Origin of the sequence: Bordetella ansorpii (assembly GCF_900078705.1) — a bacterium.
Taxonomy (GTDB): domain Bacteria; phylum Pseudomonadota; class Gammaproteobacteria; order Burkholderiales; family Burkholderiaceae_B; genus Bordetella; species Bordetella ansorpii_A.
On the sequence record NZ_FKIF01000002.1, the window covers coordinates 881,533 to 896,721 of the forward strand.

The window sequence follows — 15,189 nt, forward strand, 5'->3', positions numbered from 1 at the left end:
TGCGCGCTGCGCTTGCCCATCCGATGGAATTGATGATGCTGAGCTGTTAGTATGGCCGCGCCCGCCTTCCAGCCTTCGGATTTTATGAAGGGTGCGCGCGGCCTCGCACGACGCTTGGGTTAGCGTTCCCCTCGTTTCATCGACCACCAATCCCATTCACCGCCACCAGGCGCGCCGTGCTCGGAGGGGATGCAGGATGGTGGGTCGAGTTCGATGAGATCGGACAGGTCGCCGTGGAGGGGATCGAGCCTGTCGATTTGCTCTCCAACCCATCGCAGCCAAGCTTCTCCTCGGGCGCGTTGGTCTGCGGGCGAGTCGCGCAGCCGCTCCGAAACCGCCGCGCGGAATGCGCGCAGGCGTTGCGCCTTCTCCCATTGTTGGGTGGCTCGCACAAGCCGCGCGCGCAGATGGCGCTGGTGCGCCACGCGCTGTTCCTCCTCTCGTCGGCGAGCCGCCAGCTCCTCCTCGGCCTGTCGTCGTCGTTCGTATTCCTCGCGGTGGGCTTTGATGGCGACGACGGCGGGAGCGAAACCGGCAAGCACCTCGTGGAGCTTATCGTCAAGCGATCCGTGCTCGGTGTCGTTCCAGTTCTTTCTGACCGAGCGCGTGTACCAGAGGCCATCGATGCCAAGGGTCAAGAGCCCGGTTGGGCGCCATTCGTAACGAGTGCGAAAGGCGAGCAGGGCGTCAAGGTCTGGCTCCCACGGGCGGGCTCCGCGCGCTCTTTGAGGCCTGGGCGGCGGCGGAGGTAGCTCATGGCGCCGCAGCCTTTCGTGGAGGTGGATATGCACGGTTTCGCCATCCACGGCGACGCTTGTGCGGCCATCCTCCGCGATACGCCAGACGTGACCCTTGGATTCAGAGGCTTTGATCAGGGTGTCCAGGAGTCGCGCGGCCCGGTCGAGCGTGCCAGGGGAGACCCGGATATCCAGCGTGCGCCCTTGCTCCAGCGGTAGATGTCCCTCGCCATCTTTGGCTTTCGCCGCTTCCTTCAAGGTTCTCGCAACGAGTGGGTGCGGCGAGTCGAGATGCGCGGGTACCGGGATGGGCTGGCACCTTTCCCGCTTGGTCATGGGCCGTATGTCGGTATTATCAGCACCGGCCACTTGAAAGTGGATGACTTTGTAGTAATCGTCCTTTAGCTTTGGCAGGGGCGGTTTTCGTGGGCGATCTCGTTCAGCCTTTGCCCAGTATCCACGTCCAGGAAGCGGAATGCCGGCTCTGCGGCACGACTTCGCCAAGGCCACGTCGGAGACGCCGATAGTCTCGGCCAGGCGCGTCAGTGGCGTCTCCCAAACCTTGTCATACAGATCCTGTCGGTGGAAGGAAGTGGTCTTATGCATAAGCCCCGATCCACGGAGGGTATGATGATCGCGTGTCTTAGTTTATCTGTTCCAGAGGGCGGATGGAATTTAAAGAGCTGGTGGGATATCGGAGGCAATGGCATGCCTTTTGTTCATCGAGACGACGGCGCGCGGGAAATGCTTGGAACCATTGAATTGACCGACGAGGAAATGGCGTTGCTGAGCGAGATAGATTTTAATTGGCGCTCACATGATGATTTGCGCCGCTCTTGTGAAAGGGCGGGAGAGTTGGCGCCGATGCTGTTGCGGCGCGACGCCATTCCCGCCAACCGCCTGCGCTATTTTGACGACCCCGAGTACAACGGGGGAAAAAAATCCAGAATGGAGATATTCGCCGGCAATGGTACGTTGGGGGACGAGATATTCAGCCACGGGAATTTTCTGAAGTATCTACGCTACTTTATCCATGGCGCCGATCTGCCTGACCAAATCAAGCAAGAAATGGCCCGCGCGGTCGGTGACCCGGCCTACTTTACCAGCGGCGACCTTGAGCCCATTCGGCAAATGGCGCGAAGGCTTGCCCGCTCGACGGGGCGGGGGGCGGAGTGCGCGGACGCCTTTTTTCAGTTGATGAGCGATATTGGGGTGGGGCCGGATTACGCCGAATCCGTGCGGAAAACTGTGAAGACCGTGAGGTGATTTTCGGCCAGCCCAGCCGAGGCTGCCTTTGTGGGCTCCCCGTCAGCTTCCAGGCAGCCCTAAGTTGCCAGGGAGGGTAACGGTTGTGGCATCCGCTAATCCCTGACGGGATTGGCTATCGCCGGCCTTCCACAACCCCGAGGTTTACGCCCCCCCCGCTCCAGCTTCGGTCCTGCGCGCTGGGCTTGCCAACTCCCTCCACACCGTCTGCTGTTGGAGAATGGGCGGCCTTGCGTGTCGGCCGTCGTGCCATGTCGGTCTCGCGCGTCAAGGGTGGCGCGTGTCTGGCATGCTTGCGGCCTGGCGCGGTCTGCGACCCTGTGACGGCGGCGTGGCGCCGCGTCCCTTCAGTTTCCGGGCAATTCCGCCCAGTTACCGGAGAAGGTCATGAACGCAAATCCCACGTCTCGCTGGAACAGTATGTTCGCCCAGATGAGGCGGCGGTGGGGGGCGCCCTTCGGCCACCCGTCGATAGATAGTGGCGCGGTTCAATACACCGATGCGGATCACATCCGGCAAACGAGTAGCCCGGCGCGACGAAAGCCTCTTCCCGTATGGTGCGACGATCAGCTTGAACAGGCTCATCGAGTTCATGGCGACTCCTGTGAGTTCACGCCGCCTCAGGATGCAACACGCACGCCTAGCGAAGCGAAGCAGATGCACGATCTGCGTATTTCCTGGGTGCTGACGCCTGCCCCAAAATCCATACGACTTGTTACAATCGAGCAATACAGGAAGAAACAACAAGACCGCGTGTGCTCAAACGGCTTGTTCCGCCGACATAGGTCATCGAGCTACGCGCGCCATCCACTGGAGAGAGGCATAGTGGCAATTACTATCGTCGACGTGGAAGAGCTGCTGCGTCAGCGGCAGCATTCTCTGACACTTCCCCAGTTGCAGGTGCTGAATCCGGCTCGGGAACCCTATCGTGCCCTCCTTCTTCAGCCCGCAGGTGTTATCGAAGCAAACGACATGCGCGTGGGTCACGCGGACGCTGCGCTTGGCCATTCACTCTGCAGCGGCTTTGTCTCAAATGCAGTTCAAGCGCACGCGGACTTAGCCGTTGCCCCCGAATACTGCGTTCCATGGACCGTAGTTGACGAAATCATCGAGGGGCGACATCGTCCTCCTGCGGGGTCCCTATGGGTGCTTGGCTGCGAAAGCATTCCTCCAGCAGAAATACAAGCGCTGGCTGAACGTTGCAACGCGGGTGGGCGGTGCGTGTTTCATCACGAGCCGCTTGATCGGCGACAGGTGGCACAAAAACGCTATGTGGATCCGCTGCTCTACGTTTTCTGGGCCGAGGATGCGGCTGGACAACCTGTTTTGTTCTTGCTGGCGCAGTTCAAAACCGTCGCGTGCCGGGACTACCGCGATATCGAACAAACCTCGCTTTGCGTCGGCCAGGTCGTCTATGCGTTCAACCGCGGCGCTGGACAAATGGGTCTGTTGTCGATCATCTGCTCCGACGCTTTCGATTTCACCGACCACATCGAGCAAGCACACCCCAACTGCTTGCTGATCCACATCCAACTCAACCCGAAGCCCGCTCACGCCGACTACGCCGCCTATCGCGCGCGTCTATGTTCGGTGGGCAGCAACAATCACGTCGAGCTTCTTTGCCTCAACTGGGCCCACAACATCAAGGAGGCTAAGGGCGATGGCAAGTGTGCGGAGTGGAACAATGTTGCCGGGTCCGCTTGGTACGCGCCGCCGGCAAAGTTCGGCGCAGACGACGGCCTGATCGATGAGTTGCATCGCCGAGGGCTGTACTACAGCCTGTTGGCGCAACGATGGCATTCGTTCTTTCTGAATTACGAGGGGCAAATCCTCCAGTTGCAGAAGCAAAAGCTGCTCTTCCCAGGGGAACAAGCGATCGTGCCGAAGAGCTTTGTCGCGGTCGAGGAGCGCTGGACATGGAGCGCCGCCATGAACGCCTGGGAGCCGGGCGCGATTGCCCATGATGGCTTCGCTGTCGCGTTGGACGGCTTTCAGGCGATCGCGGCCCCGCTGCAGCAGGTGTCGCAAGCGAGCCCGCTCGCAGTGGAAAGAGCCATTGAAATCCTCGTTGGTCCTCGCGGGAATCCGACCACGTGGTATGCCGTCAACGAGCTCGACGCTTTCCAACTGGACCGAAATGAGGAATCAATTCGGCGGGTAACGGTCCATCAGGAGCTTGATCCAGCAAGGCCCGGTGTTGCCTACCGCAGAGCACGCTTGCAGCGCGCGCACGACGCGATCGGCTTGGCCAAGCGCGATGTGCCCTGGCCAGCGCCAGTGCGGGATCTAGCTGATGGCTTTCGCTTCGCATGGCGGAGGGAAGCCCCCCACCACAACGTTGAGCCTAATGCCGGAGCGCGAGGGTCTGCAGCACTCGTCTATCTCGCAGACCAGGCAGATGACATGGAGGTAGACAGCGTCCATCAGAAACTCACGCAAGCCATCGTCGGCCATGCAATGAACACTGCGATAAAAAATGGCAAAAACGGCGAAGAACTTACGGACGCAATTGTACGAGCCCAAGACCGGCTATGTGTCGTTTTTCGCAGGGACGACCGCTATGGCACACGCGGCCCGCAAGGCACGAATCTCATCGACATTCCCGCCGGCGCATCACCGGTGGACATCGCGGAAGACAGGCCATGATCAACGCCCAACGCGTGGAAGCAATGCTCAGGGGCCGATACCCTGATCTCGAAGGTGTTGGGCCTGGGGTGTTTCGTGCGGTGGATAGGTTCGGCACGCGCGAATATGCGATTCGCTATTTCGATCTCAATGATCGGCTGTCCACCACCGCCCCTTCGCTCAAGCGCTACCAAGAAGAGATTCTGTCCCCGATGTACTTCTCCACACAGGTCGCCACGGATCTGCGCTGGAGCCACTACCTCTATTTCGTCACGAGCAACGAGGAAGCAAGTCGAGGCGAATTCGGCCGCGTCAAGGCCGCCGTCGAAGCGGACCGGGAGTACGCTCGTAAGCAGGTCATCCGAGAAGAGGACGTTCCTACGCTGCTCGCCAAAGGAAGCCCGGCGACGCCCGCAGACGCCATGCCTGCCGATCTGGCTACGACATGGTCGCAAACACTTGAGCAGCACGGGCTAGGCTTCGTACTCGATGACGACATCTCGGTGCCCGACGCTGTACGCCGCATCGTAGCGGGAACCAAGGACAAGGCCGCGCGGCCGGTTTCTCCGATGCCGCTGTTGCCAGCCGAAAAGGCAGCAGCCAGTCACTTCCTAAAACGCCTGACGATCACAGGTTTTAGGCCCCATCCTGAGCAAAAGGATCACCTTCTGGGACGTGTCAATCTGATCGTCGGCAGCAATGGGGTTGGTAAAACCTCGCTGCTCGAAGCGATCGAGTTCGGCTACTGCGGAAGGAATCGCCGGTCCTCCGCTGTGCTGAACCGGACATCCATCACGCTGGAATTGGCGGGCACCTCGGAAAAGTTGTCCTCCACTACCGATGCGGCGCGCCTTCGAGCACGCCACTCGAACTGGTATGCGAAGACCGAGCTGAAAAAGGTCAGCATTCAGGACAGTTTTGGGAAGTTCAATTTTCTCGATACCGACGCGGCGGTCCATCTCAGCGTATCGGCAAGTTCGGATCAGATTGGTGCGGACGTCACGCGCCTTGTGCTCGGTGCGGCCGCCGAGAACCTGGCTGACCGGCTCCGCCGTGTGTTGGAGAAACTGCGCGAAGAATTGAAGAATCTTCGTCGCGACAACGAAGCGAACACGCAATTGAAGCGGGCTGCGCAGGATCGTGCCGATAGCATCAGGAATGCGCCAAAGCTCTCAGACAGTCTGTTCCTCGAACTGCTTACCGCGTTAAAGCAGTCTGGATGGCTGCAGGCACCAGAAGATGCGGGCGGCATTCCCTCCTTGCGCCAGAGCCTTCAAGAAGCTATCTCGGCAACCGAAATTCTTCGACAATCGTCGTCCAATGTGTTGCACGGTGATCCACAAAGTGCGCTGCAGCTATTGGCGAACCTGAACGAAGAGGCGGTCAACGCCACTGCGCTGGAGGATCGTGCAAGGGCTGCCAGACTGGAGCACGCCAAAGCGCAGCGTGCAGCACAAGCTGCAGTGGAACGTATTTCGGCGATCGAGGCGCTGCTACCCTATGCACGCACGGAGTTTTCGCGGCTTGCCAGGGAGGCGCGGGAGCTTCAGGACGCGGTCCGTACACGTGGATCACGGCTAGCCCTGGTTGCCACCCACGTCAACGAAAGCGCTGTCGAGCACGTGCTGGACCAACGAGTGGAGGAAGCCAACTCAACCATCGAGGCGCAAGCCGCAGAGTTGCAACGTCGACTCATGACAGCTCGATCGTCTCTTCAGGCGCTGGAGAAAACTCAGAACAGCCTGACCGTTCTCAGGCAGCGGCTCCGATCTACCGCCCAAGATATTCTGAAGCGCGTTTCTAATCCCGATCATTGTCCGCTCTGCCACAACGAATTTGAAGGCGGTCAACTGCTCATCCGGATGATGTCCGATGTCGATAGCAGCACGTCCGAGCAAGCGACGCAGTTTCAAGCAGAGATTGCAGAAGCGGAAGAAGCATTGATAGGGATTCGCTCTGCCCAAGCGACGCTCGAACCCTTGCGGGCATTCCTTGGCGAACGTGCGCAATCAACGACAGTCCACGAGGCGCTCACTCAGATCGATCAGGATAAGGCCCTGTTCGAACGAGATCGAACTAGTCTGGAGGCGGTACAGAGCCAGATCCAACAGCTTCAATCCGATGGGCTTTCTTTGGAAGACCTGTCCGCTAGGCTGCTAGCCTCCGGCCTGGAAGCACCGCCAACCATCGATCAGTTGCAGAGCCTGGAAGCGGATCACAAGGAGGCGCTCGCGGCCGCGCAAGAAGCGTCCAAGATTGCAGTGCAGGAATCTGATGGCGTACAGCGAGAGTGTGAAGCACTGGCTGCTCGTCTGTCGATTGATCTTCCTGGAAGCGCTGAAGCGCTGGCAAAAGTAGTCACAAAGCAGGTTTCCGATATGGAGGCCGCGCTGAGCGCTCGTCAGATTCTCATGTCGCTCCTAACGATCAGTCCGGACGCAACTGTCGATGAAATCATCATCAACCTGTCTTCTGCCCAGCAGCTCATAGCGAAGGTCACTACGGCTATCGCGCAGGAGAGTTCCAACAATACGGCACTTGATAAAGAAACAAGGATAGTTGCAGGACTCACGACCAAGATCGACGAAGGCAAATCGAAGATTGATCGGCTGGCTGAGGCCGAGTGCATCCTAGAAACACTGACCCGACAAAGCTCAGGCGGAGAGTTGACCAAGCAGATCCTCACGGAGAACGCCAAAGAGATTGCCCGTACCTTCGCCAGCATTCACATGCCGAATGAGTTCGAACTGAAGATCGAACACGGGACGCTTGCTATTGTCCGTCGTCAAACAGGGAGGCAAGTGGAACTCGACCATATGAGTACCGGTCAGCGCTCTGCCTTCGCGCTGTCACTGTTTCTAGCTATGAACGGCCGCCTTCGGTCAGGCCCCCCCGTACTGATTTTTGATGATCCCGTTGCGCACGTCGATGACATCAACGTCCTGTCATTCTTAGATCACCTGCGCCATGTGGCAATCAACGGGTCGCGACAGATTTTCTTTGCGACTGCGGACACCAAGCTCGCAGGCCTGTTTCGTCACAAATTCCGATTTCTGGGCGACGATTTCAAGGAACTATTGCTTTCTCGTGAGTAAGCAACCCTGCGTCGTCGTCGAGCCGGGCGTGCTCAATCAAATGCAAGTGACAGTCACGACTGACGTCGGACTAACGCGACTGAGGCGTGGCTACCATTGACAGGCGCGGCGCCTTCTTCGATCACAGCCGGATCTGGCCGATCTTCAGCGTGGCAAACTGTTCCGGCTCTTTCCCGACCGGGAAACCCACGATGTAGGCGACGTTGACCGGCATGGGTGTGCTGTCCGCATCCGTGCCCCATTTCACCTTCATCGTGCGCTCGGCGTAGCACAGCGAAACGCCCAGCGTCTTGAGCGTGTCGATATAGGACTGCATCTCGTCATGCACATCGAGTTTCTGCGTTTCGGAGTAGGCATAAGCGCAATCCCGGTATTCGCGGAAATAATCCACTAACGCTGCGAAGTTTTCCTCGGCCTCGCGCGTCACCTCGAACGCCGGCTCCGACATATCCATCGCGCAGACTTCCGCCAGCCGAGCCAACTGCCTGCCGGTGGTCAATGCAATCGCCTTCAACGTGACGTGTTCGCGGTCGAACTCCGCCTTGGCCGCCTTGGCTTCTTCTTCGGATGGGATGGTGAACGGCTTGTTTAGCGCGTCGATGTCCTCGAAATCGAAAGCGCGGGCCAGCGCCCGGCGGGTGTCGAGGCTTGCGGCCTGGCCCTGTTCAACCCGTTGAATCGTTCGCACGTTCAGGCCGGAAATCGCCGCCAACTGCTCCTGAGACCACTGCCGGACTTCGCGGAACAACTTGATGCAGGCGGCCAGCTCCTCGGACGTCAGCAGGTGGCTTTGTTGCGTGGTGTCGGTGGTATTCATGTCGTAGCTCCAAAGTGTTGGACCGATGGGGCGAAGTATGGGCAACCCGGCGTAAGAGCAACACGACAGGAACCCGACAGTCAGCCGACAAGGGTGGCGATGGCGGCGATGGCGGCACGTTTCGAATGGGCTATTCCTTGGGGCGGGACGGCCGCTTGGGCAGTCTTGCGAGCATATCGCCCAGGATGTCATGAAAATCCATATTGCCCCCAAGAGAGGGAAGTGGGTGATGTAGCGGGGACCGCGCCGCGTGCGGTCCTGACCAGACGAGTTGGATGGCGGCCATAACCTGACCCTTGAGGTGTTCGGGTACCTGTTCGTGCTGCCGGAACCACCAATCCGCGGATTTTCGGAAGCTGTCAGAGATGGGTTCGTTTCGTTCGTTCAATAATGCAACGGCTGCGGCGGCCGCGACGGGCATGCAGCCCTTGGGTAAGGCTGGAGAGACCAGTTGATAGCTGTCGAATCCCCGTACGGACGGCCGTTTGTTGCAAGCGGCCATGAGATGTGCGGTGGCCGTAAATGCCGCGATTGGGGAAATGCGGAAATTGAAAAGAGCGGCGGCAAGCGCGGCCATCTGATCTGGGGCTGTGGGGTCTACCCGCTTCACCAGTTCCACGAACAGGTCTGTGATCTCCTGCTGCAGATATTCTGGCGCATGGGCGGAATCGAAGGTTGCGCGAAAGGCGTTAACTGCGGTTTCAAACGGCTCATGCCGGACGATGGTTGCAACGGACCGAACCTCGAAATCGGTGGCGAGATGCGGGTTGATCGGTCCCATTGAAAAAAGGTCGTCCGTGCCGTTTTTGACTTGGCGGGTGCGTGTCTCGTTGCATAACGCGTGCAAGAACCGCTCGAAGGCTTCGGCGTTATTTGCCGCGTCAGGGAAAAGCCGTGGCGGAATGACCACCTTGACCTGATACTGCTGGGCGGTTGCGATCAGCGCCGGGTCATCGTCGAACGCCACGAGATAAGAGGGGGGAAGCGTACCTTTGAAGATGCGCGCCACTGTGGCGAAAATCTTGGCGATGTTTTCGTCGCTTAGGCTGTATCCCAGGAACATCAAGCGCTTACCGAGAAGATCGGACTTGAGCCTGATGTCCAGCGGGTGATCCTCTTCGCTCATCCGTGCTTCGTAGGACTTCGTGCCGAATACCAGCGATGCCGGGACGGCCATATCACCGTGGAACTTGATAAGTAGGGGTTCGCCGGGGATCGAATCGCTCAGATCGTCAATCGTGACAACGCGGCGATAGGGGCGGCCATACTTGGCGGCCACCAATTCAAAAAGGTTGTCCTGATTGGTCGTGTAAAGCACGTTTTGCATCAGGCTTACTAGCAGACGATGCGACGGCACTTTGTGCTCGTCCAGCTCCGTCACGACGAGCTTGCTGTTCAGAAATGCCACGAAGGCATCCTCTCCCCGCGCCTCGACATACGCATCGGAGAGATCGGCCAGGGGTGTTGTCGGTGAAAGGCCGATCTCCGCGGCCATGTCACGAGCGAGTTCAGCCGCCGCGAGCCCGAGATGCTGGCGCGAAATGCCTGCGCCGAAAAATGGCACGAGCTTGTATTGGGCTAGAAGCTCCGCCATCTCTGCGATGACGGAGGGATCACTTGCGGATGGGATTTCCGTCAACGTAGTCACCTTTCCTCCTGGCGGATAGTGCGTATGGACGATTGCTTTGTTCGGTACTGGGGTATTTTATTGTGCTGCGGGGCATTCACTTGCCACCTTGAGCCTCATGCGTCCCGGCGTGCCGCCGTCGAGCTCGCGGGCTTGCGCCCCAAGCCTCTGCGAGTCTTGGCCATCAGGCGCTGAGCCCTGACGCCTCCGGCCCGGCGCATCACTATGGGCCTGCGCGCTTTGCTTGCCGACCACCACCGTCGTTTGCTGTTGGAGAGGGGGGGCCTTGCTTTCCCGTCATCGTGTCACGCCGTTCTCGCGCGTCAAGGGCGGCGCGCACGCGTGCGCTTGCAGCCTGGCGGCTGTCTGCGACCCTGTGACGGCTTGCGCTGCGCCGTGCCCCTTCCGGTTCCCGGGCAATTCCGCCCGATTCCGAACCGGAGACAGGCATGTCGCAATATTCCCTTTTCGTTGACGGCAACACGAACCCGAACAACACGCTGCTGGTGCGCGAGGCCGGCGGCGCCGTGCGTCCCGCCCTGCGGGCCGAGATCCTGGCCGTGGCGCGCGATCTGGTCATGATCGACGAGCTGCGCGGCGAAGACCTGAGTTCTCCCGACAAGGCGATGGCGTTCCTGCGGCTGCGACTGGCGGGGCTGGGGCACGAGATCTGCGGGCTGATGCTGCTGGACAACCGCTTTCATCTCATCACCTACCTGGAGCCGTTTCGCGGCACCTTGACCCAGGCGGCGGTCTATCCCCGCGAAATCCTCAAGCTGGCCCTGCAACACAACGCGGCCGCGCTCATGATGGTCCATAACCATCCGTCCGGCCAGGCCGAAGCCAGCCAAGCGGATCGTCATTTGACGAAGGCCGTCCAGCAGGCCTTGGCCCTCATCGACGTGCGGCTGCTCGATCACCTCATCGTCGCCGGCGCCGAGGTGGTGTCGATGGCGCAGCGCGGGCTGCTGTAGGCCTCGCGCCGAAGGCGGGCGATGCCCGCCTTGCTCATTATTCTCTTTCTCTCATTGTGACGGTCTGGTCGTTTCCGGTTGGCGAACTGGCCGACATTGGCGCCTGCGCGCGCCGGGCGGCGCTTGCCTGGCATGTCTGGGGCGCAACCGTCAAGGGTCGCGTCCGGCCCCCGTGTCCTCGCTGCGCTGCGGGCCGCGCCAGGGCCGGCCGCATTTCCCCCTTGACGGTGCGCTCCCTGGACATGCCGCGTGGTGGCCATGGGCACGAAGGGCCACCCCGGCCCTTCGTGCCCAGGCGGGAATTCACCCCCTGGCATCTCTTACGCAAGGAGCGCATCATGAACACCACCACCACTTCTGAAACCGCCGCCGTCCAAGCCGCCAGCGACAAGACCGTGCACGATGCCGCGCAGCAGGCGCAAGCTGTCCTGGAACACGCTCAGGCCGCCGCCCTGGCGGGCGAGGCCGACTCGCCCGAGGAAGCACAAGCCCCAGCCGCCGAACTGCGCTTTATCGCGCTGCCGCGTCTGCGCCTGTCCAAGCGCAACGTGCGCAAGACCGCCATGCCGGTCGATGCCCTGGCCGAAAGCATCGCCCGCGTGGGGCTGCTGCAAAACCTCATCGTTGTGCCGCACTCTGACGGCGAATCGTTCGACGTCGTGGCGGGCGGACGGCGCTGGGCCGCGTTGCGGCTGCTGGCCAAGAAGAAGCGCATCGCCCGCGACCAGACCATCCCTTGCCTTGTGGTGCCGGATGCCAGCGCCGTCACCGTGAGCCTGACCGAGAACGTCCAGCGCCAGGACATGCACCCGGCCGACCAGTTCGAGGCATTCCTGGCCCTGGTCAACGAAGGCCGGCCCATCGAGGACATTGCGGCGGATTTTGGGGTCACGCCCCTGGTCGTGCAGCGCCGCCTGAAGCTGGCCCGCATCTCGCCGCGTCTCATGTCCGACTACCGCCAAGGCCGCGTCACGCTGGAACAATTGATGGTGCTCACGCTCTCCGACGATCACAAGGCCCAGGAAGCGGCGTTCTATGACGCCCCGGCCTACGAGCGCGAACCCTACGCGTTGCGACGGCGGCTCACGCACGGCGACGTGGACGCGGCCCGCAGCCCGCTGGCCCGCTTCGTTGGCGTGGACGCCTACACGGCGGCGGGCGGCGGCATGCGGCGCGACCTGTTCGCCGAGGACGGCGAAGGCGTCACCCTGACCGATGCCGACCTGCTGACCCGGCTGGCGGCGGACAAGCTGGAAGCGATAGCCGCCGAGGTTCGCACCGAGGGCTGGAAATGGGTCGAAGCCGTGGCCGCGTTTGGCTACAGCGAACTGGCCGCGTTTCGCCGCGCCCCTCAGATTGAGCGCGAACCCTCCGCCAAGCAGGCCAAGCGCCTTGCCATGCTGCAAGCCCGGCAGGAAGCCATCGAAGACGCGCTGCATGCGGCGGAAGAGGCCGAGGACGAGGACGCCGCCGCCAAGCTCTACGAAGAAGGCGACCGCGTGGGCGAAGCATTGGACGCTCTCTATGCGAGTTTGCTGGCCTACACGCCTGAAACGATGGCGGCATCCGGCGCGGTCGTGACGCTTGACCATGCCGGGGAAGTCATCGTGCATCGCGGGCTGCTGCGCCCCGAGGATACCAAGGCCATCGCCCAGGCCGCGCACACGGAACGCGCCAAGGGCAACGACGGCGACGAGGACGGCCAGGACGAGGATGGCGAGGCCGAAGCCGCACCGGCCAAGACGCTTTCCGAGCGGCTGGTGCGCAACCTGAGCGCGCATTGCACCGCCGCCTTGCAAGCCGAACTGGCGAAGAAACCTGATGTTGCTCTGGTCGCGCTCGTGCATCGGCTTGCCTTGACCGTGTTCTATCACGGCGGCAACAGCCTGCTGCAAATCGCCGTGCATCCGCAGGATGCCCTGACGCAGCATGCGCCTGAACTGGCCGAAGGCAAGGCGACGGTCGAATTCGATGCGCTGCGCACTGCATGGCGCGAACGCCTGCCCGCCGATGACGCGGACTTGTTCGACGCCTTGCGCCAGATGAAGCGGGCCGATCTGTTGGCGCTGCTGGCCGTATGCGTGGCGGGCACAGTGGATGCCGTGGTGCGCAGCGAGCACGACACCCGCGCCGATGCGCTGGCGCAGGCCGTGAGGCTGGACATGAGCGCCTATTGGCAACCGACCGCAGAGGCGTACTTCCAGCACGTGCCCAAGGCGCAGGCCCTGGCATGGTTCCAGGCCCACAAACCCGCTGAACTGAACCGCGTGGCGGGCTACAAGAAGCCTGATCTGGCCCGGGAAGCCGGCCAGCATGCCAGCAGCGCCCAATGGCTGCCGGACATGCTGCGCACGCCCGCAGCCTAAGCTGCAACCGGGAAAGCCCGGCACCGCCCGCCGTTCGCCCCCTTGCGTGGCCATGAACGGTGGGCGTTTTTTCGCCGGCGGTTTGCCCGTCCATCGAGGACCGTGCAAACCGCGTCCGGCCACGCCTGGCGGCGCAGACGCGGCCGGGGCAACAACCATGCCGCGTCGATCAGGACGCGGCACTATATGCGCCGCTGCGCTGCAAAACTCAAGCCGCCTTGCTTGTGCGGCTGCGGCGCTTCGCAGCCAGGTGCTCGCGCACTTGATCGGCCGACAGCGCACGTTCGGGTGCGTCTTTCAGCGCCTGGGCCGCCGGGACGATCTGCTCGCGCAGCCAGGCCTCCATGGCGCGATCACGGGCCAGGAGCACACGCAAGCCGTCGCGGATGACCTCGCTTTCAGTGGCGTACTCGCCGGTGGCCACCTTGGCTTTGATCATCTCGGCCATTTCGTTCGGCAAGGTGATACTGAATTGTTGGGTCGAGCGCATGATGGGCTCTCCTTCGGAGCGTGTAGGATTAAATCCTGCGCTTTTGCATGCGGCTGGCAAGCCGATCAAGCTGCCGCGAAACGATGCTCATGCACGGCACACCATTCTGCTTTGCCCAATGGCGACCGATCGCTCTCAAGGCGTGCACGATGTGGGCACGCCCGGCCAGCCGGGCATGCGGGCCGACGCTACGCCAGAGTGCGACCAGGCCGGTTGCACGCCTGCCATTCGTGCTCGAAGCTGGCGCATGGGCGTGCCGGGAGCGGCGCATCGGGACGCAAAGTTGGGGACGGTTGGCCGTCTTGCACCATGCCGCAGCGATGGCGCCCACCAGGTAGCACCGGCGCCAGGCCGCCGACTTCGGACGGAACACCGGACATGGCCAGGCCATTGCACGCCGCACCGCTGTATCGTCATGGCGTTGACCGTACCCGCCATGAAGGCATCTCCCGCAATTCCGTCCCATGGCGGCCTTGTTATGTGAATCCTGGCTTCGGCACGGCGGCCCGGCACACATCGCCGGGCCGCCTCGGGCTGATTCGGCGCAACCGGCAGTCACAACGATTTTCCCCTGCGCTGCGCGCATTCCTCGCGAGGCAAAATCGCCGTGCCCGCCGGTCGTCCACTTTCGTTCCCGCCCCAAGGGGTGCGCCGCGCCCGGCCTGCGCCTGATCGGAATCACCAAGGACGCGATGGGCGCGGACTTGCAACCCAGGAGATTCATCATGGCTAACATCGGCACTTTCACCGCTCAGGACAACGGCTACACCGGCACCGTCCGCACCTTGACCTTGAACGTCAAAGTCAAGTTCGTTCCGGCCGAGAAGGACAGCGACAAGTCGCCGGACTACCGCATTGTGGTGGGCGGCTACGAGATAGGCGCGGCATGGCGCAAGGTCTCCAAGCAGGACCGTCCCTACCTCTCGGTCACGCTCGATGACCCGTCGTTCCCGGCAACCATCTACGCCAGGCTGATCGAGAACGAGGCGGGCGGCTTCGACCTCATCTGGTCGCGCAGCAAGCCGGCGGTGTGATGGCCCGCGCCGCGCCCCGTCTATCGCGGCGGGGCGTGGTGCTGCTGGCGCAGCGCGGCGCGCATCCCGAAGGCTCCTGCCCGTGCCTGGCGCCTTGAGCGGCATGGCCTCGGCCATGGCTGGATGGTGGACGTCCCTTTGCGGAACATGCACGATGG

Annotated in this window: 10 protein-coding genes; 6 read left to right on the top strand and 4 right to left on the bottom strand. The window is 61.7% G+C overall.

All coding sequences use genetic code 11. The annotated features are described in order from the left end of the window. Positions 1-119: 119 nt before the first annotated feature. A complete protein-coding gene (locus A6745_RS28560) occupies positions 120-1,343 on the bottom strand; it encodes a hypothetical protein (RefSeq protein ID WP_156513309.1) in 1,224 nt (407 codons plus the stop codon). Between the two features lie 102 nt (positions 1,344-1,445). Here A6745_RS28560 and A6745_RS07645 point away from each other — a divergent pair, with 102 nt between their 5' ends. The 3 genes from A6745_RS07645 to A6745_RS07660 all read left to right on the top strand — a co-directional run bounded on the left by A6745_RS07645 (position 1,446) and on the right by A6745_RS07660 (position 7,723). After that, positions 1,446-2,003 (top strand): hypothetical protein, encoded by a 558-nt coding sequence (locus A6745_RS07645; protein ID WP_082852944.1) that lies wholly within the window; start codon positions 1,446-1,448, stop codon positions 2,001-2,003. A 387-nt stretch (positions 2,004-2,390) separates the two neighbouring features. After that, the gene (locus tag A6745_RS07655) at positions 2,391-4,649 is read left to right on the top strand and encodes a hypothetical protein (RefSeq protein ID WP_231885932.1); all 2,259 of its coding nucleotides are present in this window, start codon (positions 2,391-2,393) and stop codon (positions 4,647-4,649) included. Beyond that, on the top strand, positions 4,646-7,723 hold the full coding sequence (locus tag A6745_RS07660; protein WP_066125322.1) for an AAA family ATPase: 3,078 nt from the start codon (positions 4,646-4,648) through the stop codon (positions 7,721-7,723). Before A6745_RS07655 ends, A6745_RS07660 begins: the two co-directional genes overlap by 4 nt. A gap of 121 nt (positions 7,724-7,844) precedes the next feature. Here the strand turns inward: A6745_RS07660 and A6745_RS07665 are convergent, their stop codons facing one another. Beyond that, positions 7,845-8,540: a helix-turn-helix domain-containing protein gene (locus A6745_RS07665; protein ID WP_066125324.1), complete on the bottom strand. Its 696-nt coding sequence runs from the start codon at positions 8,538-8,540 to the stop codon at positions 7,845-7,847. A gap of 130 nt (positions 8,541-8,670) precedes the next feature. Then, positions 8,671-10,188 carry an SIR2 family NAD-dependent protein deacylase gene (locus A6745_RS07670; RefSeq protein ID WP_156513310.1) on the bottom strand — a complete coding sequence of 506 codons (1,518 nt, stop codon included), beginning with the start codon at positions 10,186-10,188 and terminating at the stop codon, positions 8,671-8,673. Between the two features lie 428 nt (positions 10,189-10,616). On the opposite strand from A6745_RS07670, the gene A6745_RS07675 reads away from it, so the two are divergent. Next, positions 10,617-11,141, top strand: a complete 525-nt coding sequence (locus tag A6745_RS07675; RefSeq protein WP_066125330.1) for a JAB domain-containing protein — start codon at positions 10,617-10,619, stop codon at positions 11,139-11,141. Between the two features lie 338 nt (positions 11,142-11,479). Next, entirely contained in the window at positions 11,480-13,507 is a 2,028-nt protein-coding gene (locus A6745_RS07680; protein WP_231885933.1) for a ParB/RepB/Spo0J family partition protein, read from the top strand. A gap of 208 nt (positions 13,508-13,715) precedes the next feature. On the opposite strand, the gene A6745_RS07685 is transcribed toward A6745_RS07680, so the two are convergent. Beyond that, the gene (locus tag A6745_RS07685; protein ID WP_066125332.1) at positions 13,716-13,997 is read right to left on the bottom strand and encodes a type II toxin-antitoxin system ParD family antitoxin; all 282 of its coding nucleotides are present in this window, start codon (positions 13,995-13,997) and stop codon (positions 13,716-13,718) included. A 725-nt stretch (positions 13,998-14,722) separates the two neighbouring features. On the opposite strand from A6745_RS07685, the gene A6745_RS07690 reads away from it, so the two are divergent. Further along, positions 14,723-15,031, top strand: coding sequence for a DUF736 domain-containing protein (locus A6745_RS07690; RefSeq protein ID WP_066125335.1), 309 nt, complete (start codon positions 14,723-14,725; stop codon positions 15,029-15,031). The last annotated feature ends 158 nt before the right edge of the window (positions 15,032-15,189 follow it).